The organism is Ktedonobacter sp. SOSP1-52, assembly GCF_016587395.1.
This window is the reverse complement of record NZ_BNJH01000001.1, coordinates 2237671-2259236: the sequence shown is the minus strand read 5'-3', so window position 1 is coordinate 2259236 and position 21566 is coordinate 2237671. Positions and strand designations below refer to the sequence as shown.

Here is a 21566-nt window from a genome sequence, read left to right as displayed (position 1 = left end):
CTCTGGGCGTCGGCACGTCTCATTGATCGCATGATTCGATCACACAGATACATCCCACGCCCATGATCTGAGTCGTATGGAACGCTCTCTTGAAAGATGCAGAGAAAATCCCTGTCTTTATCCATAGCTAAAATTATTTAGCTATGGATGAGCGAAGTATAGCCGCAAAAAAAATCCTTGTCAAGATGGAAATAGTATTGGATAATAAAGAGAGTAGACACAAAGGAGAAAAGCGATGGAAAGATTGGAGCAAGGTGGTCTGGTTCATCCAGGAAAGCAGAACGATGATCCCTTTCCGCCGTTTGTTGGCGATCTGTTTGTTGGCGATGCATTGGCCCTTGATGCGGTGAATACCGAGAGGCTTGTGAAGGGAACGCGTCAAGATCTACTCATGTCACCTGATGCTTTTGCGCACTGGTGGCATCAAGCGCAGCTTCACTCCCCTCCCCTTGAGTCGGAACAAGGAAACCAGGAAGGGCTGATCGCAGACCCGGGAGTGCTTGATGCGTTCAAAGTGCTCCGTACTGCCTTACGCCACCTCTTTGAGGACGTGATGGCAGAGCGTGAAATCCATGAGGAGAATCTTGCCCCCCTCAATGACATCCTCAAAATGGGGTCGCAAGTTCTGGAACAGACCGAACCCGGAACCTTTCGGCTGAGAGATCACCCTGATGCTCAGCCACAGGCACGGGTATTACTGCCGATCGTTCGTTCTGCCATCTGGCTGCTCACCGAGGGAACCAGGAGCCGCTTGCGTACGTGTCACAATCCGCGCTGTCACCTCTTCTTTTATGACCGAACCCGTAGCGCCACCCGCCAGTGGTGTTGTCTGAAATGTATGGATCGTGCTCGCTCAGCTCGACGATACAAGCAAGTCAAAGAGCATGAGAGCATGCAGTAGCTCAAGGGCGTTATACGGCTGGAGCTGGTTTCTACAGAAGACGTTGCAAGGAGCATCATCGTGTTTCAGCGTTTGCCACAATTGACGTACCAGGAACATTCATTATCGCTTGCCATGTTGCTAGGAGCAGTTTCATGAGGAGCATTCACTACTTGTTGATGGGTTTGTGGCGTTTGGCTGGACCGGGGAGGAAAAGCGCGGCTTTTCTCCCCGGTCTACTGCAAATTTCACTGGTCCAGTGAAAAGTCAGCACCGCTCCAGTGGAAAAACAACACTTACAAAACCTCCTACTCCCGTGTGCTGGCATCCCTTTGGAAAGGACCAGGTCTTTCCATCCAGTGAACCATACACAACTGAGCACACCTGGAAGACCTCCCTGCGCATACCCCCAATGATCTCAACCGTGCGCCATCCCCACTCCTGCTCTCGTCGCTCAGGCTGAACCGCTGCGGGGTAGCCTTCGACATACTCCGCGATCCAGCACAATTTCTGGCCCAGCAGACTGGCACGCAGCTGCTCAATACTCCTCCTGCGGAACGGCTCCTCAGGAGGAAGACTGAGCACACGATGGCACTGTCGCTCACGCGCATACATCGCCTGCAAGGTCGTATCGATGATTTCCTGGTGCTTGGGGGTCATCTCAGCTCCTCGCTCCGTCACCTGCTCCAGACAATTCCTGGCTCTACCAGGAACGTTCTCTGCTGCTCTCTCGTCGTGTGGGAGACACACCACACCCCTCACGCTTCACACTCGCTCCATAAGCCGTCCCAGACGTGTCTTTTCCTGTCTGGGACGTGTCTTATCCACCTTCCTTATCCACCTTCCATCGTAGGCGCTTCCAGAAAACACATCCTCTTGCAGGCCCTTTGTGTCCGTGGACACCATCTTTTTGCGGTGGAGATCGCCTCCTCCTTAGTTGACGACATAATGAAAGGGTCGAGCGTGATCCAGCAAGCTTTACTACGGCCTGGTCCGGCTCCACGTCTTTCCGACAGCGAAGTGATCTCCATCGCTCTGTATCAGGAGCTCATTGGCGACCCACGAGAAGATCACTTCTTTCGACTGCATCAAGCGAGCCTACGAACGTTCTTTCCTGGACTCAACGAACGCAGTCGCTACCATCGTCGCAAGCGCTGCTTGTGGTCGATCATTCTGGCTGTTCGTGTGAGCTTGCAGCTGGTACAAGAAGAGTTTCACGACTGCGAGACGGCAGCCATCGATTCGGCTCCAGTTCCCTGCGTGAGCTACAAGCGAAGCAAACGGACGAGCGATTTTGTTGGTCATGCCGACTATGGGATTTGCAGCAGCAAAGCCATGCGCGTACTTTGGTTGCAAATTGCACACCGTGGTGAGCTTCACGGGTCTCATTCTGGGCTTCGTACTCACTGGAGCCAGCCACTATGACAATCAGCCTGTGGTGGAACTCCTTGATTCGTTTGCCCATCATCTCCAGCGGCTGCTGGGGGATGGAGCCTACAATGATGCGGCTCTTGAGAGCTATCTGAAGCAGTATCGCTCTCTTGCCCTGTTGGCTCCGACCAAAGTCAACCAGCCCCCCAAGCGACCTTCGGTGGCTCAAAAAGAGCTTCACCGCTTGCGATTGATGTGCGAAACGGTCAATGCCCAGCTGCAAGAACAATTGCACTTGTCCAAGCACTATGCCAAAAGCAGGTGGGGACTGATCACCAGAATAGCAGCCAAGGTCACCGCTCATAGTATCGCTATGATGATCAACACCCTTTTAGGGAGGCCCGCTCTCAAATTAGCCGATCTTGCTGTCTAAACCATTAGCACAAAGCGTCATAGTCTTTCCTGTCTAAATAGATAAAAGTAAATGCTAGCATGAGTATATCTCGGCCATATTGTATCATGCCCAATGGGCCACGTCCGCTAGGCATACCCCCAGTAGCCGCATACATAAGTAGCAAGTTGTTACAAAACAACGTTATTTGCGAATATACTGGCGAGATCTCAAATGTGGAGTAATGCATGCATCAATCAGCCCGGGCACAAGAACAGTCAATCGCGCTCTATCAGCGCTACGCGCCCGCCATGTTCGCCTACCTGATGCGCCAGGTCGGTTCGCGCGAGGATGCCGAAGACTTGTTACTGGAGGTATTTCTGGCACTCGTCGAGAAAGGTCCGGCCCTACAAGAGGACGAGCATTTAGTGCGCGCCTATATCTGGTCCGTGGCGCACCACAAGGTGGCTGACCACTTTCGCCACTTCACCAGACATCCCAGCGTTCCCCTGGCGAACGTCGAGGAGATGCTCTATGAGCACGATGAGCGACAGCCAGAGCAGGTCGCCCTGCGCCGCGAGGAGTACATGCAGCTCTATACGCTTATGCAAGAGCTGCCGGAGCCTCAGCGCGAGGTTCTGCAATTACGCTTCGGTCATGAGCTGAGCTACGGTGAAATTGCACAGATTGTCGCCAAGAGCGAGGCCGCTGTCCGCATGATCCTGCATCGTGCGCTCAAAGTCTTGCGTGGCGCCTATAGTGGAAAAGAGACAGGAAGGAGCAGGTAATGTCCGACAACGAACAGGACCTCTTTGCAACGTGGGAACCCGGCGAGCACAGCCTGCTCGAAGACGTACAGCGCAGCTATCGTCCCTATGCCCACGCCAACAGAGAATCGCTGTGGCGTGTCCAGGAACGCCTGGAGGCACGCTTACAGCAAGCTCAACATGAAAACAGAAAGAACTCCTTCAAGGAGTCACACATACAATATCAGAGGAAAACGATCATGGATATTGCACCACAGAAGGTGAGATGGAACCGCCTGACACGTACAATAAGCACTATCGCCGCTGTGCTCATTGTCGTCGCAATTGTTGGAGGCGCCATAGCCCTCTTCGGACCAAAGCATCAGTCAACAATGGTTGGCTCGAAAGCTCCTCTACCAACCGCCATCGCCACGCATATTCCTGATCCCGGCCCCTCCGAGGTCGGTCCTGGCGCGAGCATTATTACTGCCGCTACCACCACATCGCGTATCGATCCTAATAGCCAGATCGCCCTGGATAAGCATCAGGTCTTCGCCCGTGGAGCCGTCTTCTATGTGACCGATAACATCTCAACCAAGAATGATACGGGAAAGATAGTCGTCAAGGTGTATACCAATACTATTCTGGATAAGTCAGTGGAAACCCCTATTGAGGCCAACCAGAACAAGCATGGGTATATTAGCCTCAGCTACCCAGTCGCCCTCTCTGGAAAGATCGAGTTGTACTGGAATGATCAACTCGCCTACCGCCTCTACTTTGCGGTGAGGTAGCCCGCTACTGGCTATCCTAAAGGGCACATGGTACACGGCTACTCTCCGCTCTGCAGGAGTAGCCGCGTACGCCAGTAGCGGCTATGGCCCAGGAGGAGGAAGGCCGCTTCAACAAAACACATCCCAATCTATGTATGCACAGCGTTTTTTGATACGATCACCCTTGTTCCTCCACACCAGACACCTCTGACGCGTACCGGATCCAGCGTACGTGCATGTGCACCACGGGGCGATCGAAAAAAACTTGTTTGCCCATCCAGACGAAAGAGTTGGGCAAAGTCCTCTGGCTCCAGGGCAACACGCAGGCGCTCCGCACATGCATCCTGACATCACACTATTTTCATGACTAGAAGAACACAAGCACACGGAAAAAGAGAAGGTGAATATCGGCTTTCAAACATGGGGCTCCGCGTGCCGGTGGGAGAGGAAGATGAGGGCGGGACCACACACAGAAACGTAGCCACCAAAAGGGAGCAGTGGCACCTCTTTTTGAGCACAAAAGCGCACCTTTCTTTGCCATCGCGATTTTGCAGAAAAAACGCAGGAAGATCACCGATCCGGGCTCCGCGCAAACACAGGAAAAACATGGAAAAAACACAACCAGGGAAACGCGATCTGCCACACCTAGGCCAGCACACAGACCTGGAGAAGAAAAACAGGCTTTCAGTAGCTGCTGGAGCCTCTCACACGCCGAAAAATGCGTTCACCTGTCACAGCAGAGGGGACACTTGAAGCCAGATCATCGAGAAGACGAGGAGACACCCATCAGCGTAGGCTTCCCGAGAGCGTGCCACCACCCGCACCGATCGAGGCTCTGAGCTCTTTCTTGCACCATCTCGAAGCTCACTCCATCAAGATTGGCACGCGCTGTCCATCTCCGGACCCGGCGTGCCCCATTGCGCGAAGAGTACGGGGAGCAGCTCCAGCTCCTGGGCGTCATGGACGGCACGCGCGACACCGAGCGCCACCTTCACCATCAGGCAGGACCATCTCAGGCGCTTTTCCGAGTGGTTCCGGCCAGGGGCAGCGTTCCTCGCCTGTATCGAGCACCATGCGCGCCCTCTCCCCTTCCCCACCTCAGAACGCAGGCCACTTCCGGCCCATACCTATGAGAAACAACAGCGTGCCCCCCGCCTGTACGACGCGCACCCCCATGGACACACACACATCGAACTCGCAGGCCTGCTCCAGGTCTCACGCATGACCGCCAATCGGTATCGCCATCACCTTCAGGCCGTGAAAGTTCAACCAGGGCGCTACCGCCTGGTTCCTCATCCGGAGGAGAGAGCAGAAGCCCTCGCTCTCCTCCAGGTCGCCATCTCCACCTCGCTCATTCATCCCCAGACCCTTCTCCACACCCTCTCACCTGCCAATGCATGACAATCGCCCTCACGGGTATCGGAAGGAACGCAACCACTTCCCCAAAAATGCACCAAAAGAGGGATGTAACATGCCCATTTTGAGCGGAAACGGCTCCCCTTTTGTGCAATCGTAATTTGGCACGACATTGGAGGAAAAACACGGGAGCAGCACACGTGGAGGGCAGGCGCTGCGTAGAACAAACATGGGAAAAACATAGGAAAAAGAGAACCACCATCTATCGTCCTGGCACGCACCAGGCCAACACACTCTCCTTCATGCTGGCAGCGGCAGGGACAAGCCTCGAGAACGATCCTCATTGATGCCAGTGCAGAGAGCATTGCTGGGCGCGCCGGTCTTGTGCTCCAAAACGATCCCACACGTTCGCCGTTGCTACCGGCGCGCCCGTGTCTCTGGCCCTGGGCCAGGCTCGGCCGCGGCCACACACGATCCAAGAGGGAAGACATCTGGAGCAACGATCAGGACTAGGGCAAGAGAACAGGCAGGCAAGTCAGATTAAAGGGAGGGCATAGAATGGTATTGTAGATGCATTCACATTGAGAAGCACCAGAAACGGGCAAAGGTAGTACAAAGCCCGCCCTGGTGTGATCGGAAAAGAGCAAGACAACTCTTGTTACTATGATAACAGAAAGGGAAACAACCATGACAAACATCTTTTTTAAATCAGCAGCACATAAAGAACGCCTGCTTACAGTCATGGGACAGATCGGCAAAATATACGGAGAAAACCTCGATCAGGAGTATACAGCGGCCTTATACCTGCTAACATCCGATCAGACTACATGGGAGAAGGCACAGGAGTATGTGAGCTCGACCGGCATTGATTTCGACGCGATGCTAAAAGAAATGGACCTTTCAGGCGGCTATGGGGTGCTCGTCTCCCTGGCGGGGAACCTCTTCAACGCCCAAACAGAGCTAAGCCCCATCGAGTTAATACGACTGGACGATAAAAATTTTACATTGGCACTGACAGCCCTCAAGCTGAGACGCTACAGTTTGCGTATAAGCGACCTTAAAAGCAAGACATAGCACCAGGCAGACAGCGCGGCCACGGTTGGCTATCACTGCGCGGAGCGCGAACTGGACGAGGACCAGGCCCGCGCAACAATGCGCGACGCTGCTATCAGCTACGTCAAAGGCGAGGGCTTAGAGTACACAGAGCGCGATATTCGAGGGTATGTAGACGAGGCCAACTTTGAGTATGGCCATGATATTGGGGAGATTTAAAAGGAGAAATCAATGCAGAAATTAGATAGCCAGACAGACAGCACTGCGACAGACAGCACTGGGTCTGGCTGCAGATTGTTCTGATGCTGTAATCCCGGTTGTCTCATCATCTGTTTTTGTCCTCCTGAACTTCTCTCCATCTCACCTCTGGTGAAGCGTCCCCGCAGCAGGTAAGCTGTCGCCTTCAAAACGACGTTTGTGGTCGAAATCAATGTGCATTATTGACAGGTGCCCGCCAAGAAGAACGCAGATCGTCCCTCTCGCTCCACGCGGCGAGGCATCCATTCTCTGAACGCTCTCGCCAAGCTCTGTGCTTGCTTCTGTGCTTACGTTATTTCGCGGCACCTTCTCCTGTTGGTTTTGTCTCCATGAGAAGAGTAGTCTACAAGAGCACATTGGTTACGCTCTCCATGACCATTGGATGGCATTGACCCAATTTGGAAGAGGCTTGAAAGTGAGAGAAGCCATATCATACTGCGGGCTTGATGCCGTTATATTATAAGTGACCATAGAAGGGGAAAAAGAGGAGAACCTGATACTCTTTATCAGGTTCTCCTCTTTTCTGCTCGTGTCTTGCTGTGAAAAGCGTCTATTTTCGAACGAGTTATAAAAATGGAACCGGTGAAGAAAAGGTAGATCAATCTCAAGAGTGGAACGCTTGCAAAAGAGACTATCAGCTGCTGAAAGGATGCCATAACGAATGTTGTGTAAAGGGGGAAGGCTTCCCAAGGAGGAAAGAAAAGGTGATACTACAGGCATAGAATGTTTTTACTCAGTCCTGCACAAAGGACAAGGAGGAAGACTATGCCTGTGCACAAAAAACACCATAACACACCAGAGTCACCAACGACAAGCGTACGTATCTCCCCATCGGATGTTCCCAGCCAAGAGAGCTTTCATCAGCATCTGCGTGAGTTGATTCGTGGAGCAACCCGCGTGGTGATGGAAGAAATCATGCAAGAAGAACTCCGTCTGTTCTTGGGCGCAGAATGGGGAGAAAGCACCAGCCAGCGTCGAGGCTATCGCAATGGCTCCTACACCCGCGACCTGGTGCCCACAAGTGGCCGTATTGAAGATCTGAGCGTTCCACGAGATCGAGAGGGCCAGTTTCATACGCAGGCGTTTGAGCGCTACAGCCGCTATGAGCCTGAGGTAGCAGAGGCCTTAACCGAGATGTTTGTCAGCGGAAGCAGCACCCACAAAATTGGCAAGGTCGCCAACACGTTGCTGGGGGTCGCTCCCAGCGCCAGTAGCGTGAGTCGCTTGAATGAAAGCCTGAGTGAACAATTTGAGGCGTGGCGCACCCGTCCGTTACAAACGCACTATCGCATTGTGTACCTCGATGGGATTCATTTCAGCATTCGTCATGGCTCCAAGTGCGATGCGAGCATCATTTTGACGATTTTGGGCGTCGATGGGGAGGGAAACAAGGAGGTCTTAGCGCTGCAAGCCTGCGCCGAAGAAAGCCGTGAGGGGTGGCTGGGCATCTTACAGGACATGCGCAGTCGTGGAGCCACTGAGGTGGACCTCTTTGTCACGGATGGGCATGAAGGACTCCTGGGAGCGCTTGACCAGCTCTTTACAGCGACTGCACGCCAACGCTGCCTGGTTCACAAGCAGCGCAATGTGCTCAGTGCCATTCCTCGTCGAGAGCGCGAGCTGGTGCAAGCCGATCTGGTGGGGATCTGGAAGCCAGAGAAGAAGGAGGATGCTCTGGCCAATCTTGTCGCCTTCAAAGCCAAATATGCCGAGCGCTATCCCCAAGCGGTGCGCAGTTTGTGTGAGGATGAGGAGCACTTACTCACCTTTTATGACTTTCCAGTCGGGATGCATCGGCATATCCAGAGCACCAACGCGATTGAAGGCTTCTTTAGCAATGTGCGGCAGAGAACCGATCAGATTGACGCCTTTACGAGCGAAACCAGTTGTGTGCGTCTGGTGTGGGCTGTGATGCAGGACATTCGTTTTCACAAGGTCACGGTGAGCTAAGCCGTAAGAGCATTGAGCAGATCAACGCTCGGCTGCTGTGGCCGAGGAGGGAGAAGGTGGCCTTTTTTGTCTCTTGAGGACAGCCAGGAGCGTTTTCTCGCATGCTTCTCAATGAATGATGGGATGTGAAGCCATTGTGCTCGCTAGCTCTGAGGCTCTTGCGCCGTGAGGGTTACTGGCCTTTCATCAGTACACAACATTCGTTATGGCATCGCTGAAAGATCTCCTCTCATCTCGAAACGTCTCCTTTCTTCAGAAAAGTCTCCCATTGGCGTTGCCAATGGGAGACTTTTCTGAAGAAGATAGACCCTTGTGGGTCAAACTCATCTGCTTGGCAATTCCTTTTGGGAGCGTTCTTGTATATGTTGGAAGAGCGTATCACCCAGGTTTGTAAGCCTGGGTGATACACTCTTCCATGAGCACAACCTGTTGTTAGATGCCTGTTCCAGACGTCTGGGTCGCGATAGAGGTGTGGTTACAGCTGGATGAATTGGAGGACGATGGCGTGCATCCACTCTGGGGCGGATTGTTGGGGTCATTGGTGTACTGGTCATCGCTGTAGACAATCGAAGCCATGCCTGTGAGAGGATTCACCGCTACCCCGAAATCATCGTAGAGGTCCCGATTCCCCGTACAACTGATCCCGCCCTCACAGACGCCACCATAGTGAATGATTGGTGTCGCCTGAATCTGGCTGAAACTGCTGCCAGCGGTTGTCGCCTTCAGATTCTGGGCGAAGTACACATACCATGCCGCACTCATTGGATAGGTATCAGGTGGGGTCGTACCATCAGAATACGACGTTCCATACCAGACAATATCAATATGGCCAGCCTGATTGGCAACGCTCCAAGGCATAATGGCCGTATTGGATGGCGCCGCATTTACCTTGATGGGTACCGACCACGTCGTCGCATGATTCGTCGAGAAACTATAGGAGACGTTGTGGTTATTGCTGTACACAGAATACACATTTCCCGCACGGTCAACACTCATGTTCACAAACTGGTGCCCATAACTCACCGTTGTATCAGGATTATTGTAGACCACGTGATCCGTGAAGGTTTTGCCCCCGTCCGTCGAAACGGCCACCCACACCACATGATAGCCGCAGGAGCCAGCTTGACTGCAAGGCACCTCGCCCGCATTCGCGATGCCGCTAAAGGTCTGATAGATGATATGATTACGTGGATCAATAACCAGATTTCCGATCTCGTTGTTCTGGGCAAGGAAAGCGTGGGTGGGATCAAACGCCTCTCCCAACTGAGTAAAGGTCGTTCCTGCATCGTAGCTACAATTGACGTCAATGTTGAAGGTTGCCACATCATGATACGAGATGCAGACTTTCGAGGCCTGATCTGCCGCAATCCACTCGCGGTCATCACCAGGAACCGTCGCGCTGGTTGGGTTCAGCTTCCATGTTTTGCCAGCATCCATAGAGGTACTTACGTCAATATTAGCCAGATTTAAGCTGGCGACATAGACAGTGTAGACGCCTGATGCATTCTTGACTGGCGCGGTAGCGAGATCCGTATCACCACCACCGGGCGCAACGGGAGCGCCTTGTGACGCGGCGTTGGGTGAGACGAGGGCCGTATAATGACGCCCACTATCAGTCGAGCGCCAGGCCTCAGTGCCCGCACCCAGTCCATTTTCCGAGGAAGCATAGAAGTGTCCCGCCATATCTGCCCGAATCTGCGGTTCAGCCGCGTTATTAGTACAACTCCCCCCACTGCCAGGGCAGGTGAGGCCCGGGGTACTCGAAAGCTCAAAGGTCGTGAAGGCGAAACCGCTTGCGGCAACGCCAGGTGTCGAGGAAAATACAAAGATACTGAGCAGGGCCAGAAAACATGCTACCAGCCCCCGGATGGACCGGCGTAACGGAGTAGAAATCATGTATCCTCCTTATGAATGATTCTCTCATGACAACTAGGTTGCGATGTAGGTGTCAGGGCGTGCTCCGTAAAGAGCATGTCCTTTGCTCATACAGCGCTCACCGTAAGGGTGGTGAAGGAGATGATGTTTTCCCATCACCGCTAGAAGCAAAAAAAAAAGAGGAGTATGTGCAAGAAACGAGCAGTCCACCTTGAGAGAATGGAGATACTGTTTCTCGCGACTGGAAAGACTTCCTTACATGAAGATACGTTACAAACGAAGAAAGCGTATACGAATTGAAGCTTCACTAAAGCATATTTATAAAAGTCAGTGGTTTTTGCTGGCTAGAATGACTATCGCTTAACACTGGGAGAAGCCCGCATTTATCAATACAAATGCACTCAGTGTACATACATAAAAGGCTTATCATTAGAGATGTTTACCTCTAATGAGGTATTGTCAACTTGGTGAGAAAACAGAAGAGCTTTTTTGAAGAGAAGAGAAAAGGGAGAGGAGAGAAGCGGAGGATTGAAAGGAATGAATCGCCGTTAGGCAGCCGTCTTTCCTCTGGCCACCTCGTTCCAAACCAGAAAACGATCCTACATGAGGGCGCGGTGATCCCTGGCAGTGAAACAGTGCCGTTTCGTCCGAAAGTGATCCAAGATCGGCCCAAAAGCAGAGAGAAATCGTTGGGCTTGTCCAGGTGATGTGAATCGTCGCATGATTCGCTCACGTTGCCGCGTCGGCTGATGTGAACGCTCCGCTCGATTGTTCAAACCCTTGTGTTGGCGATGCTCGACACTCGACATGATTTCCCGCTTTGCGGCGGCGTAGCTGGCCAGCTTGTCGGTGATGATCACGCGTGGGATATATTGCAACCCTTTCAGGAGCTTGCGGAAGGACTTTTGGGCCGCATGTGTGTTGCGTCGGCTCTGGACCAGGATATCCAGGACGTTTCCATACTGGTCAACAGCTCTCCATACGGAATGGGTCTGGCCATTGATCGATGCCGGTACACTTCATCCAGGTGCCACTTGTCTCCCGTTTTTGGACGACGACGTTTCAGTTCATGAGCAGACGTCTGGCCACATTTCAAACACCACTGCCGGATGGTTTCGTAGGTCAACACGACCCCACGCTCGGCCATCATCTCTTCAACATCACGGAAACGGAAGCGAGAAGCGGAAATCCAACCAGATGCAATGGCCGATAATCTCAACTGGAAAGCGAAAGCCTTTATAGGGGGATGCGGGTGTCTGTGTTTTCATGACTCTGAGTCTACCAGAAATTGTAGCCACTCAGCAAGTTGACAATACCCTTGCGACTGCTGATTTGACCAGTTTTGGCAGAGCAGCATCTGGAAAAGGGTACACAGAGCTGACATTTATTTCGCACAAGACATAGGTCTCTTCACCAGCTGCGGTCTTTGGTCCAAAGAGAAAGTCCGCATCCCAAATAATCGGGAGCGATTCCGTTTCAATAGCGAGGAGCTTTTGTAACTGTGGAATCCACTCGGCTTCCATCTTGCTTCTCAAGGCCTGGAACGCTGGTTGCGATTCAGCATAGTAGAGTCTCGGTTGTGGCTGGAGGGGTTCCGAACCGCTCTCTGGTCGGAGTAAAGCCGTGACATATTGATGCCCGAAGCCAACCACCTCATTCTGGGACATGTAGCAACGGACCATACCATGAGGAACGGGAGAGTGAAAGGGCTGGTCAATCATTTGCCCAGCTTCAGCAAAATAGGCTTCGCACTGGTTGAAGAATTCGCTTAGGAGCATTGTTTCCTCTGTACTGTTGCGAAGTGCGTGCAGAACGCGCACAACCGGGTCTGGCTCGTGTGCGCTACTCCCATCAACCGATTCCACCCTCCAGACGCCAATCCCATTATTCCCGCGATGTTGTTTTAAGACACGCGATGAACCATCGGCAAGGCGAGCTGGTAATTGCTGACGGAGGTCCTCTCTGGTTTTATAGAGATGAATATCGCCTCCCCAGCCCATTTCACGTGTTTGAAAGAGCACCTCTTTTGTCCCCATTTTCAAGATGATATCGGGATGTGTACTGACAAAGACGCCACGTGAGGCAACCTCTCTGAGCATAGCATCAAGCATCGTCCGATTCGTTTCGTCTTGAATGGGGTTCACCCATACAAGAACGCCATCGACGTCACGGAGTTGACGCCATACCTCATCAACAAATGCATCATTGTACACGGCAGGCTCAGCGGAAACATGGTGGCGTTCAAATTCTGCAAACATCTTTTGGAACCTATTATTTTCAGTTGTCGCAGTATCGCGCGCTTCGTGGTCGCCGTGCCAAAGAATCGCGACGCGTGGATTATTTCTCTTCAAGGTCATAATAATTCCTTCTCTTTCTTAATAATGAAAACAATACTGTTGCTAACGCTCATGTGAGACATGACGATTGCAGCGATGTGACGCCAGATTGTGCCTCTGTCACAGAGAGTATGCATGCGGCCCATCAGCTAGAGGGTTGCAAGCAACTGCTGAAGATCATCTGCGGCTTGCACTGCTCGCTCCGGAGAGTAGGCCATAACGATGACATCTCCCAGCATCATCACCGCTTTCCAGGTCGCCATGAACGCCTCACTGACTGGAGCTTCTGCTGTATAGCCACGCAACAAGGCCTCGCGTTCGGTTGGACGATTCCAGCGGCGGAGATCAAAAGCAGGATGACTGAGGTAGGCGTCACCAAAATCAATCAGTCCCGTATAGGTATGCGTCTGGGGATCTACAAAGGTGTGCTCGCTGTAGGGATTGGAATGCAAGGCGACACGCTCCTCGTTCTCAGGCAACGAAGCAATGATACGTTCACTGATCTCAGGCAAGGATACCCTTAAGGGCCAGGAGGAACCCCTGGACTGAAGATGCTCCGCCACCTCAATGAAATACTCGCGGAAGCGTTGCTGGACAGTCGAAAACGCCCGATCACCGGGAAAGAGCGTGCTCTCGGCGAATGGTGCCTGAGGCAAGGCATGAATTCGCCGCAAGGTCATTCCCAGTTGAAAGAGGACGGCCGCGTGCTCATCTTCGGTGAATGGGACATGCCTCATGGCCACGCCAGGCATACGGGTCATCACGGTATATTCCAGGAACGCGCTCTCGCGCCCATAGCCGAGGACACGCGGGACCGAGATATCCGAAAAGGCTTCCATGTGGCGCAAAAAAAAGACCTCTTTCGCAAGGCTCGTGCTCGGGCGAAGTTGCTGCGGGCGCTGCACTTTCACGATGACTGTCTCATCAAGAGCATAGGTGCGCGCTTCGCCGCCCGATTCATCCACGCCGGTCACCGCCTGGACTTGTGGAAGATGACGACGCACCAGAGAGAGGACCACCTCCTGGGAGAGGACAGGGTCGGGTGCGTCAGGTTGTAGATACACGTCTTTCAACATACGAACGCCTTCTTTCTTCAAAATAGAGAGAGGTGAGACGCCAGGGCCTTCCCGGTCCTGGCAATACGAATGGCGAAGATGTACGGATTGCCGTACTCTGCTAGAGCAGCATACCTATGTATGTTGCCCTCTATTGGGTAATTCGTCCGACAAAAGGGATGCACCCGTCAGACATGCAAAACTGGATGGTGGTGACCTTCCACGCTCCCTCCGAGAGGCTCATGACAAACCGATACGGTCGTTCATACCCATCGGCATAGCCATTCCCATCCTCCGTTTGTAAGAGCAAAATCCCCACAGGGAGTTGGTCTGCCGCATCTCCCAACTGACAGTGGAGAAACTTCATTTGTTGCCCCTTTGGGAGGGCCGTTCTGTTCGTGAGCACTTTTTGCTGCAACGAGGGGGCATAGTGCTGTAAGATGGCTGTGGTATCCTGGCGATTGATGGCCCCACACAACGTGTTTAATACGTCAAGTGCTGGCGCCGTCAGAGTCGGAAACGGAGTCGGCGCCTGGTACGGGAGTGGAGTCGCCACATCAGTGGACGTCAGATCTGGAGTCGCCCCATCAGTCAGATGGGACACTGTCTGCACTGAAGCAGGTGGCATGGTGCTATGAACAAGCCTCACGCCTCCCCACACAAGCACCAGGCTGCAGAGCCCTATGATCAAGACGATGTACGTTGCTCGCCGGTGCTTTCCTCCTGTGTAGCGAATCTCCAACGTGCGCACGACAAGCATGAGGGCCAATGTGGCCAGAACAAGAAGACCTCCTAGTATCAGAAAGACAGGATCAAGCAGACTTTCTACCAGAACCGCTACAAACATGAACGTTTTCTCACTTTCGAGTGTCTCATTCGTTCCCACTCATTGGGGTATTGCCTTCGGGGAGGAGTGTTGCTCAGGGCCGTCTGACAACCGACCTTCTCCAAGCAGCCAGATGAGAACATGCACACGTTCCAGAATGGTCATCATCCATCACCTTTATCCATGCTCCTCATCGTTGGGTGAACAATGCCACTCGTAGCACCGGTCTGCCTCCCAGATCTTCCAAAGGGAAATAGAGGCGATGGGTGTGCTGGTCAACAGCGATGCTGTGGGCCTCGGGGGCAATAAACTGATCTCCCCACTTGTGCACCCCTCGCCCTTGTTCTTGAAAAAGAGACAAGACGCCACTCTCACAAGCGACATAGAGCAGCCGTCGGTCCTGCTCGAACGCCAGCACATCCGGAGTCTCCCCCACGGCTTGCATTGAGAGCACCTGCATATGGTGCAGCATATCGAGCACAAGCAGGACGTTATTGCCATCACAGGTGACGAAGGCGAGACGCGCAGCCTCATCGAGGAGCAGACTGTGACTATGCTGACACCCCGGGAGTGTATACTGGGCAACCACCTGTTCGGTGGTAGGATAGATGGCAATGAGTTGATTCAGCGTCTGCACTGCCACGAAGATTCGTTGGGTGCTGGCATCGTACTGTGTATTGCCTGCCTCTCCCCCCAGGGGGATGGTCGCGATCCGTTGCTCTGTGCGTGTGTCAATCACGGTCTCCGTCTGGCCCGCCTCATCTGAGACGAAAAGGCGCTGCTGGATGGGATCATATGCCATGCCATCTGGGTAGTCCCCGCCGGGAATTCTGGTGATCACCCGAAGCGTCTGCTCATCGATCACCGCAACCTGATTATCATCCGTCACTGAGGCGTAGACGCGCCCTAGTGCTGGAATGGCGAGCACCCCATGTACTCCGGCAAGGGCGGGAATATCCGTGACCCATGTGTTGGATGGCACCTTGAAAACGCTCACGCGACTTGCTCCCGGGTGGGAGATGAACAGCAAGCCTGTTTTGGGGTCCAGCGTCTGGTAGTCAAAACGAGAGGCCCCTCCACTCAGTGGGATATCTGTAAGCGTCTGCAATCTTCCCGCGAGATCAGCAGCACGTTGGGGAGCCAGGACATACCACCCCACAAGACCAAGCGTCAGGAGGAGGACAATCAGTCCAATGACTCCTATGAGGACACGGCCAGGTCGCCAGGATCCTCTGTTTGGCTTGTGGAGGGGAAGTATATTGTGTGATGTCATGCCTTGCCTTCCCTTGCTCTCTGCGGTGCGTATCCTATACCGTCAGGAGAGCCACTCTTCGTGGTATGAGAGACAGCGGACGCCTCCTCCTCTTGGATCTGCCGAAACATCGCACAGAGGAGTAACATCATCCATACGTTCTCCTGATCCGCCAGCTTTTTGATGGGCCAGGATAGCGCATCCAGTTCGTGTTGGCGCGTCATCCATTTCATGATCGCGTTCTCCCCTCTCCCATGCAGGTTAGATCGTGATCACATTCACGGCAAAGGACACCAGGGTAAGCACCGCTCGCACCTGCTCAAAACGAACGTCATGCTCTCCTGGATGACGAAATGCTGCGTACAGGCCAAGAAAGATATATGTGATCATGGGACATAGCACATCATTGGGGCTGACAGCTGGAATGGGATCAGCATTCAAGGCCGGGGTGTTACCAGCCGAGCGCCATGCCAGGACAGAGAAACCAGCCACCAGGGCAATGAGCAGCATCTCACCGGGTGATCTCACCTTGAAGTACTGACGTGCTCCAAACAGCAGCAGCAGCGAGGCCACTGCCGTGATGGCTGCGGTGAGGGCAATCTGTGAGAGAGGAAAGACAAGCGACATTGGCACATTCCTCCTCTATATGTTTTTTTTAGCAAGCGTCCCCGCTATGCCAGCTCTGTTGCAAGTTGGGCGTAGAGCGCATCGTAAATGAGCCTTCCTCGTTCCAGGGCAACGTGATCATCGGGGCTGATCAGGCGGATCCCACGTGTAATGAGATCCAGCCCCGGAGCAACAGGCTCTACCATCACCTCCTGGACTACATCAGCCTCATCGATGATGCGCGCAATGCGGTGCAGTACAGGATCAGCAAGCTCATATTCTCTGAGCATGGTGTAAAATGTACAATGCCCCCGATGATGCGATAGACGCACACCTGGAATATCGAACGGTTCCGCTCCTTCGGGAAGCGGCGTTTTCCCCACAGGCACAAACACAAACTCGGCTTGCACATCGATGTAATTTTGGATCAGCCAGGCACAGGCCATACGGTCAACACCCACCTGTTCCCAAGTTACCCACTTCATACGTCTCGTCCTCCTCGTGCAGCAAGGAGTTGTGTGCGAACCAACACTCCTTGTTCCGACTGAAAGTAGTCTTGCTGCTTCACTTGCTGATATTTACGTGACAGGGCAATCAAATCGGCGCCTTCTTGCTTGAGCGCTTCCAAGATCTCCTGGTACACCGTATCCACTCGTTGCTGAAACTGCTGGATCAAGGCGTCCTCTTGTCCTATCAGCAACTCATGTGATACCCACACGTGCGCATCCCCTCCCATTTCAAGAATCTCCACCGCTAGCCATTGCATCTGCTCCTGCGTCCACGGGGTGGCGGGCAAGACCCACACGGCATCATGCACGAGCAAGGCTCCCAGCCGTTTCAGTTTCCGCCAGACATAGGCACGATTAGAGGTTGGTTCACGTGGAACCTTGTAGACAAGTAGTACCCATGTCCGTGTGTGCGGTGACTCCATGAACGTGCCTCCTAGCGATGAAGAACGGTGTACAGGATCAATCCAACGATGCCAGCGCAGAGCACAATCACCGGTTCAGGGACCTTTTTCCATTTCCAAAGCAGGCCCAGGGTGATCAGCGCAAGCAAGATGGTGGGCAGGTCAATGATGGTACGCCGTCCCAACACCACGACGGCACCGGTAATGGCTCCAACTGCCGCCGCCGTCACCCCAGTGATGAACGCCGCAACATCGGGTCGTTTCCCATATTTCCTGAATAAACGGATCGGAACAATCGTGAGCAGATAGCAGGGCAAAAACGTCCCGAGCGCGGCAACACTCGCTCCTGGGAACCCGGCAACCAGATAGCCAATGAAGGCCACGGTAATCACCACTGGCCCTGGCGTGATCATAGCGACCGCAACCGCATCCACAAATTGGCGATCCGTCAGCCAACGATGGCCCTGGACCACGCCTCCATACAGGAAAGGAATAATCGCCAGCCCACTGCCAAAGACAAAGGCACCAGCCGCAGCAAAATAGGTAAAGAGCGTCCAGAGCGTTCCTCCAGTGGTACCTACGACCGCTATGAGCGCGGCAAGCGGAACGGAGGTAACACTCGCGACCGGTGTCACGTCTCGATGCTTTCTCCACCAGTGCTTGGGAGGCGCTTTCACCAACCAGGCCACCACGCCTGCTGCCAGAAAGAGGAGGACCTGCTCGGTCTGCGTGATGATTGTCACGAGCGCAGTGATCAGAAAGATCGTCCACAAGAGCCAGTCACGTCCAATGGTTTTAGTGCTCAGTTTGTAGGCGGACAGGGCAATAATCCCGATCACGCTTGCTCCCACCCCATAGAAGACGGCTTGCATCCAGGGGAGGCCGCCATAGAGCGTGTAGGCTCACCCCAGGGTCACAACCATGACAAAGGAAGGGAACACAAACGCCAGTCCGGCCAGGGTCGCTCCCACCAGGCGGTAATGGGCATAGCCAAGATAGATCGCGAGTTGGGCAGCCAGGGGACCAGGAGCAAGCTGAGCCAACGCCAGGCCTTCCTTGTAATCAGCTTCCGTGATCCACCTGCGTTGTTCGACCAGGTCTCGATGCATATACCCAACCAGAGCGACAGGACCCCCAAAGCCAAGGGTTCCCAACGTCAAAAAATAGCGAACCAAGTGCCCGAGCGAATATGGGACGAGCTCTTGCGACTGAGCGCGCACCTGCGGTGTCCTCATGGAGTCTCTCCCTGCATGCTTCGTGCTCTTTCCGCTCAAGAAGGAGCCAAAGATGGTGACACATAACTTTCGTTAGGGTGTATAATAACCACGGTTACATTATATGGCGGGAAAGTCGAAAAGGCAAGGATGGAAGCAGCTCTCTCGCCCACGGGTTCACCTGGAAGGGATTTTTGATGTCGAAGAGAGGAAGAGTGAATCATGGTCACACAACGAACACATCAACGACCTCGGTCAATGACCAGCATGCTGACTATACCGACCATACTGACCATCAGTAGTATCGTTGTTCTGTTGCTCCTGAATGCTTGTACAGGAGCAACGAGTCAGGTACCTCTCGTTAGTGCCTCAGGCGGACCATCTCCGCAGATCGATTGGAAACAGGTTGACCAGGCGATGGGCAAGGCTGGCGCAAAGCAGCCGGGTGGCGTCTATAAGTATAGTTTCCCACGGACGGACCTTGACGTCATACTCAGCGATGTCTCGCTGAAAGCGCCCTTTGCCCTGGGAACGCATGTGGAGTTTCTTCCCATGGGATCACGCGCGATGGTGATGGGAGACCTGGTGCTCACAGAAGATGAGGTGAATGGGGTCATTACCAAGCTCCAGCAGGAGGGGATCGAGCAGACGGCCTTGCACAATCACCTGTTCGGGGAAACGCCGCGCATCATGTATCTGCACATTGGCGGGCAAGGAGACCCGGTCAAGCTCGCGAGAGGTATCCATGGGGCACTGGCGCAGACCAAAACCCCCTTGACCACTGCGGCCTCCTCGGGTCAACCGCAACCAATCGATCTCGATACCAAGCAGCTCGATGCCACACTGAAGTCCCACGGGAAGGCCACGAGTGGCGTCTATCAGTATAGTATCCCACGTGCAGAAAAGATTACCGCCGACGGCATGGACATTCCACCTGCGATGGGTACAGCGACAGCGATCAACTTCCAGCCGACAGGGGCGGGAAAGGCAGCCATTACGGGCGATTTTGTCTTGCTCGCGCGGGAGGTCAATCCTGTCATAAAGGCCCTACGGGAATATGGAATCGAGGTCACGGCACTTCATAATCATATGCTCACCGAAAATCCGCGCCTATTCTACCTGCATTTCTGGGGCAACGATGATGCTTCCAAACTCGCCCAGGGGTTGCGGGCAGCTCTTGATCAGACCAGGAGTGCACAAGCTCGCTAGGGATCGGGCGCGTGGGGCACGCCCTCCACGCGCCCCCAGCGCTTTTTTCCACGCATCGTGGAGCCCGCTTAAGACGGCTTGCGGTGGGTCAATCAGATAGGACTCCAGGCGCGATTGCTTGGTGTCTGCTGTTCCTGACAGACGCTGGTGACGCCAAGATGCCAGAGGAGGAAATGGCTCATGATCTGGTGCATGAAAGGAAAGGAAGGAAAAAATGAAACAGCGCATACTCTTTCTTGGTGGTGCTTTCTTGTTCGTACTTATCCTGGCCGTGTACGTCGGGCGTGTTGGAAGCACCTCATCTTCTTCGGAACCGCAACGCGTCCAGATCACAGAGACCGACTTTACGATTGCATCATCGATCACACGTTTCACTCCTGGCACACCCTATCACTTTGTCGTGACGAACCATGGACACACCGCGCATGAATTCATGATTCTGCCGAAGTCTGAGGGAGCGATGCCTGGCATGTCGATGGGCGATATGGATACGATGGCTCTGGCAAAAGTGGAAAATATCGCGCACTGACAGACCGTGAATCTGGACTATACCTTTGCCGACAGGACAAAAGGGTCGTCTGGTTGGTTCTCTGTCAAGTTAGGTGATAGATGAGCTTACTTGGCTGATTCTGTTTTAAATGTGCGCTCGGAAGATCAATGAAAAAGCTCATCTATCACCTAACTTGACGGAGGATTGTCTGGTTAATAGCAAAAATAGCTTAGTTCAACACAGTAACACGAATCTTGCGAAAAGCCGTTGTAAAGGCGTAATTCGAGTAGGACTGCAAACCGACAAATGTTGGTTCATTTGGTGCGAATTGACCACGTTTGGGATTGGGGTTCGTGTATCGCGGGGTAACATCAGTAGTAGAGAACCACGCTTCTGCCCTGGTCTAGCTCCCTGGGACCAATCACGCTCCTCCTGCTCCTCTCCCCCGAAACAACGGCACAATATTCTCGGCAGGAAGCTCCGCTGCGCCATCACGTGGCCGAGCACGAGCCTCCATCACTCGCCGCGGACGTCTTTGCTCCTGCTCTTCCCCCTTGAGTGGGATCTGTTGTGTCATGGCCAGCACCATTTCCTCGTCAAGATCAGGATAGATCCACTGAAGCACCTGACACGCAACCGCCTGCTTATAGGCCAATGATTGCCGCTGAAGGTCAAGTTCGCTCCACAACCCCTCGATGCGACGTTCCTCCAGCTGCAGCCGATATGCTTCCTCCTCCAGCGTTGCAACGCCCTCGGCAGGCATGCTCGCCACGCTCTTGCGAGACTCAGCATCCGCCTCTCTTCTGCTCTGGTCATCAAACCTGGCAGGCGCTGGCGAAGACCTCTGCCTCTGATGTGTGGCGAAAAGCCTCCGATGATTGCGCCTGTGCTGATCGGCTAGAGAGAAGACGTCACATCTGCTCCGTGTTGTCAGATTCGGTGTGTTAGTGCCGCTGCTTGAGAAAAGCGATATTGATGCGAGCACGGTTCTCACGAAACCATGCTTCCTGTGTATCGG

21 protein-coding genes and 2 pseudogenes are annotated in these 21566 nt (G+C 53.6%); 10 read left to right on the top strand and 13 right to left on the bottom strand.

The features are described from left to right. Positions 1 to 235: 235 nt before the first annotated feature. Positions 236 to 901 carry an ABATE domain-containing protein gene (locus JMJ16_RS10635; protein ID WP_201381061.1) on the top strand — a complete coding sequence of 222 codons (666 nt, stop codon included), beginning with the start codon at positions 236 to 238 and terminating at the stop codon, positions 899 to 901. A gap of 246 nt (positions 902 to 1147) precedes the next feature. Here JMJ16_RS10635 and JMJ16_RS10630 read toward each other — a convergent pair whose 3' ends face one another. Then, complete coding sequence (locus tag JMJ16_RS10630) at positions 1148 to 1540, bottom strand: hypothetical protein (protein WP_201381054.1); 393 nt, start codon at positions 1538 to 1540, stop codon at positions 1148 to 1150. A gap of 303 nt (positions 1541 to 1843) precedes the next feature. Between JMJ16_RS10630 and JMJ16_RS53975 the strand changes: the two genes are divergently transcribed. The 7 genes from JMJ16_RS53975 (at position 1844) to JMJ16_RS10600 (ending at position 8775) form a co-directional block, all read left to right on the top strand. Next, positions 1844 to 2305 carry a hypothetical protein gene (locus tag JMJ16_RS53975; protein ID WP_236601587.1) on the top strand — a complete coding sequence of 154 codons (462 nt, stop codon included), beginning with the start codon at positions 1844 to 1846 and terminating at the stop codon, positions 2303 to 2305. Next, a complete protein-coding gene (locus JMJ16_RS10625; RefSeq protein WP_236601559.1) occupies positions 2250 to 2684 on the top strand; it encodes a transposase in 435 nt (144 codons plus the stop codon). The genes JMJ16_RS53975 and JMJ16_RS10625 overlap by 56 nt, the downstream gene beginning before the upstream one ends. A 206-nt stretch (positions 2685 to 2890) precedes the next feature. Continuing rightward, positions 2891 to 3430, top strand: a complete 540-nt coding sequence (locus tag JMJ16_RS10620) for an RNA polymerase sigma factor (RefSeq protein WP_201381051.1) — start codon at positions 2891 to 2893, stop codon at positions 3428 to 3430. Next, a complete protein-coding gene (locus JMJ16_RS10615) occupies positions 3430 to 4179 on the top strand; it encodes a hypothetical protein (RefSeq protein ID WP_201381049.1) in 750 nt (249 codons plus the stop codon). The genes JMJ16_RS10620 and JMJ16_RS10615 overlap by 1 nt, the downstream gene beginning before the upstream one ends. 888 nt (positions 4180 to 5067) lie before the next feature. Continuing rightward, complete coding sequence (locus JMJ16_RS10610; protein WP_201381047.1) at positions 5068 to 5559, top strand: hypothetical protein; 492 nt, start codon at positions 5068 to 5070, stop codon at positions 5557 to 5559. A 642-nt stretch (positions 5560 to 6201) separates the two neighbouring features. Then, complete coding sequence (locus JMJ16_RS10605) at positions 6202 to 6588, top strand: hypothetical protein (RefSeq protein ID WP_201381045.1); 387 nt, start codon at positions 6202 to 6204, stop codon at positions 6586 to 6588. Positions 6589 to 7590: 1002 nt separating this feature from the next. Continuing rightward, positions 7591 to 8775 (top strand): IS256 family transposase, encoded by a 1185-nt coding sequence (locus tag JMJ16_RS10600; RefSeq protein ID WP_201377957.1) that lies wholly within the window; start codon positions 7591 to 7593, stop codon positions 8773 to 8775. A 432-nt stretch (positions 8776 to 9207) separates the two neighbouring features. On the opposite strand, the gene JMJ16_RS10595 is transcribed toward JMJ16_RS10600, so the two are convergent. The 11 genes and pseudogenes from JMJ16_RS10595 to JMJ16_RS10545 all read right to left on the bottom strand — a co-directional run bounded on the left by JMJ16_RS10595 (position 9208) and on the right by JMJ16_RS10545 (position 18870). Beyond that, complete coding sequence (locus tag JMJ16_RS10595; protein ID WP_201381043.1) at positions 9208 to 10671, bottom strand: hypothetical protein; 1464 nt, start codon at positions 10669 to 10671, stop codon at positions 9208 to 9210. Between the two features lie 578 nt (positions 10672 to 11249). After that, positions 11250 to 11918, bottom strand: a pseudogene (locus JMJ16_RS10590) (IS6 family transposase). Positions 11919 to 11948: 30 nt separating this feature from the next. Further along, positions 11949 to 13007, bottom strand: coding sequence for a Cj0069 family protein (locus JMJ16_RS10585; RefSeq protein ID WP_201381041.1), 1059 nt, complete (start codon positions 13005 to 13007; stop codon positions 11949 to 11951). 128 nt (positions 13008 to 13135) lie between these two features. Continuing rightward, positions 13136 to 14062 (bottom strand): phosphotransferase family protein, encoded by a 927-nt coding sequence (locus JMJ16_RS10580; protein WP_201381039.1) that lies wholly within the window; start codon positions 14060 to 14062, stop codon positions 13136 to 13138. A 130-nt stretch (positions 14063 to 14192) separates the two neighbouring features. After that, a complete protein-coding gene (locus tag JMJ16_RS10575) occupies positions 14193 to 14888 on the bottom strand; it encodes a hypothetical protein (protein WP_201381037.1) in 696 nt (231 codons plus the stop codon). Positions 14889 to 15057: 169 nt separating this feature from the next. Beyond that, complete coding sequence (locus JMJ16_RS10570) at positions 15058 to 16140, bottom strand: YncE family protein (protein ID WP_201381035.1); 1083 nt, start codon at positions 16138 to 16140, stop codon at positions 15058 to 15060. After that, the gene (locus JMJ16_RS10565) at positions 16137 to 16352 is read right to left on the bottom strand and encodes a hypothetical protein (RefSeq protein ID WP_201381033.1); all 216 of its coding nucleotides are present in this window, start codon (positions 16350 to 16352) and stop codon (positions 16137 to 16139) included. The genes JMJ16_RS10570 and JMJ16_RS10565 overlap by 4 nt, the downstream gene beginning before the upstream one ends. Positions 16353 to 16380: 28 nt before the next feature. After that, positions 16381 to 16746, bottom strand: a complete 366-nt coding sequence (locus JMJ16_RS10560) for a hypothetical protein (RefSeq protein ID WP_201381031.1) — start codon at positions 16744 to 16746, stop codon at positions 16381 to 16383. A gap of 44 nt (positions 16747 to 16790) precedes the next feature. Beyond that, positions 16791 to 17210 carry a chromate resistance protein ChrB domain-containing protein gene (locus JMJ16_RS10555; protein WP_201381029.1) on the bottom strand — a complete coding sequence of 140 codons (420 nt, stop codon included), beginning with the start codon at positions 17208 to 17210 and terminating at the stop codon, positions 16791 to 16793. Further along, the gene (locus JMJ16_RS10550; RefSeq protein ID WP_201381027.1) at positions 17207 to 17656 is read right to left on the bottom strand and encodes a Chromate resistance protein ChrB; all 450 of its coding nucleotides are present in this window, start codon (positions 17654 to 17656) and stop codon (positions 17207 to 17209) included. Before JMJ16_RS10550 ends, JMJ16_RS10555 begins: the two co-directional genes overlap by 4 nt. An 11-nt stretch (positions 17657 to 17667) precedes the next feature. After that, positions 17668 to 18870: pseudogene (locus tag JMJ16_RS10545) on the bottom strand (chromate transporter). A 201-nt stretch (positions 18871 to 19071) separates the two neighbouring features. Between JMJ16_RS10545 and JMJ16_RS10535 the strand changes: the two are divergent. Together JMJ16_RS10535 and JMJ16_RS10530 are read left to right on the top strand one after the other, a co-directional pair. Further along, positions 19072 to 20058, top strand: a complete 987-nt coding sequence (locus tag JMJ16_RS10535; RefSeq protein ID WP_201381022.1) for a DUF1259 domain-containing protein — start codon at positions 19072 to 19074, stop codon at positions 20056 to 20058. A gap of 214 nt (positions 20059 to 20272) precedes the next feature. Further along, on the top strand, positions 20273 to 20587 hold the full coding sequence (locus JMJ16_RS10530) for a hypothetical protein (RefSeq protein WP_201381020.1): 315 nt from the start codon (positions 20273 to 20275) through the stop codon (positions 20585 to 20587). A 382-nt stretch (positions 20588 to 20969) separates the two neighbouring features. On the opposite strand, the gene JMJ16_RS10525 is transcribed toward JMJ16_RS10530, so the two are convergent. After that, positions 20970 to 21311, bottom strand: a complete 342-nt coding sequence (locus tag JMJ16_RS10525) for a hypothetical protein (RefSeq protein WP_201381018.1) — start codon at positions 21309 to 21311, stop codon at positions 20970 to 20972. Positions 21312 to 21566 lie beyond the last annotated feature (255 nt).

What these genes read in the sequence shown, in the direction of transcription:
- JMJ16_RS10525 (WP_201381018.1), bottom strand. Translation starts at nt 21,311, where the DNA reads ATGCCTGCCGAGGGCGTTGCAACGCTGGAGGAGGAAGCATATCGGCTG.
- JMJ16_RS10615 (WP_201381049.1), top strand. Translation starts at nt 3,430, where the DNA reads ATGTCCGACAACGAACAGGACCTCTTTGCAACGTGGGAACCCGGCGAG.
- JMJ16_RS10565 (WP_201381033.1), bottom strand. Translation starts at nt 16,352, where the DNA reads ATGAAATGGATGACGCGCCAACACGAACTGGATGCGCTATCCTGGCCC.
- JMJ16_RS10575 (WP_201381037.1), bottom strand. Translation starts at nt 14,888, where the DNA reads ATGTTTGTAGCGGTTCTGGTAGAAAGTCTGCTTGATCCTGTCTTTCTG.
- JMJ16_RS10560 (WP_201381031.1), bottom strand. Translation starts at nt 16,746, where the DNA reads ATGTCGCTTGTCTTTCCTCTCTCACAGATTGCCCTCACCGCAGCCATC.
- JMJ16_RS10620 (WP_201381051.1), top strand. Translation starts at nt 2,891, where the DNA reads ATGCATCAATCAGCCCGGGCACAAGAACAGTCAATCGCGCTCTATCAG.
- JMJ16_RS10550 (WP_201381027.1), bottom strand. Translation starts at nt 17,656, where the DNA reads ATGGAGTCACCGCACACACGGACATGGGTACTACTTGTCTACAAGGTT.
- JMJ16_RS10595 (WP_201381043.1), bottom strand. Translation starts at nt 10,671, where the DNA reads ATGATTTCTACTCCGTTACGCCGGTCCATCCGGGGGCTGGTAGCATGT.
- JMJ16_RS10605 (WP_201381045.1), top strand. Translation starts at nt 6,202, where the DNA reads ATGACAAACATCTTTTTTAAATCAGCAGCACATAAAGAACGCCTGCTT.
- JMJ16_RS10535 (WP_201381022.1), top strand. Translation starts at nt 19,072, where the DNA reads ATGGTCACACAACGAACACATCAACGACCTCGGTCAATGACCAGCATG.
- JMJ16_RS10570 (WP_201381035.1), bottom strand. Translation starts at nt 16,140, where the DNA reads ATGACATCACACAATATACTTCCCCTCCACAAGCCAAACAGAGGATCC.
- JMJ16_RS10600 (WP_201377957.1), top strand. Translation starts at nt 7,591, where the DNA reads ATGCCTGTGCACAAAAAACACCATAACACACCAGAGTCACCAACGACA.
- JMJ16_RS10630 (WP_201381054.1), bottom strand. Translation starts at nt 1,540, where the DNA reads ATGACCCCCAAGCACCAGGAAATCATCGATACGACCTTGCAGGCGATG.
- JMJ16_RS10585 (WP_201381041.1), bottom strand. Translation starts at nt 13,007, where the DNA reads ATGACCTTGAAGAGAAATAATCCACGCGTCGCGATTCTTTGGCACGGC.
- JMJ16_RS10530 (WP_201381020.1), top strand. Translation starts at nt 20,273, where the DNA reads ATGAAACAGCGCATACTCTTTCTTGGTGGTGCTTTCTTGTTCGTACTT.
- JMJ16_RS10580 (WP_201381039.1), bottom strand. Translation starts at nt 14,062, where the DNA reads ATGTTGAAAGACGTGTATCTACAACCTGACGCACCCGACCCTGTCCTC.
- JMJ16_RS10555 (WP_201381029.1), bottom strand. Translation starts at nt 17,210, where the DNA reads ATGAAGTGGGTAACTTGGGAACAGGTGGGTGTTGACCGTATGGCCTGT.
- JMJ16_RS10635 (WP_201381061.1), top strand. Translation starts at nt 236, where the DNA reads ATGGAAAGATTGGAGCAAGGTGGTCTGGTTCATCCAGGAAAGCAGAAC.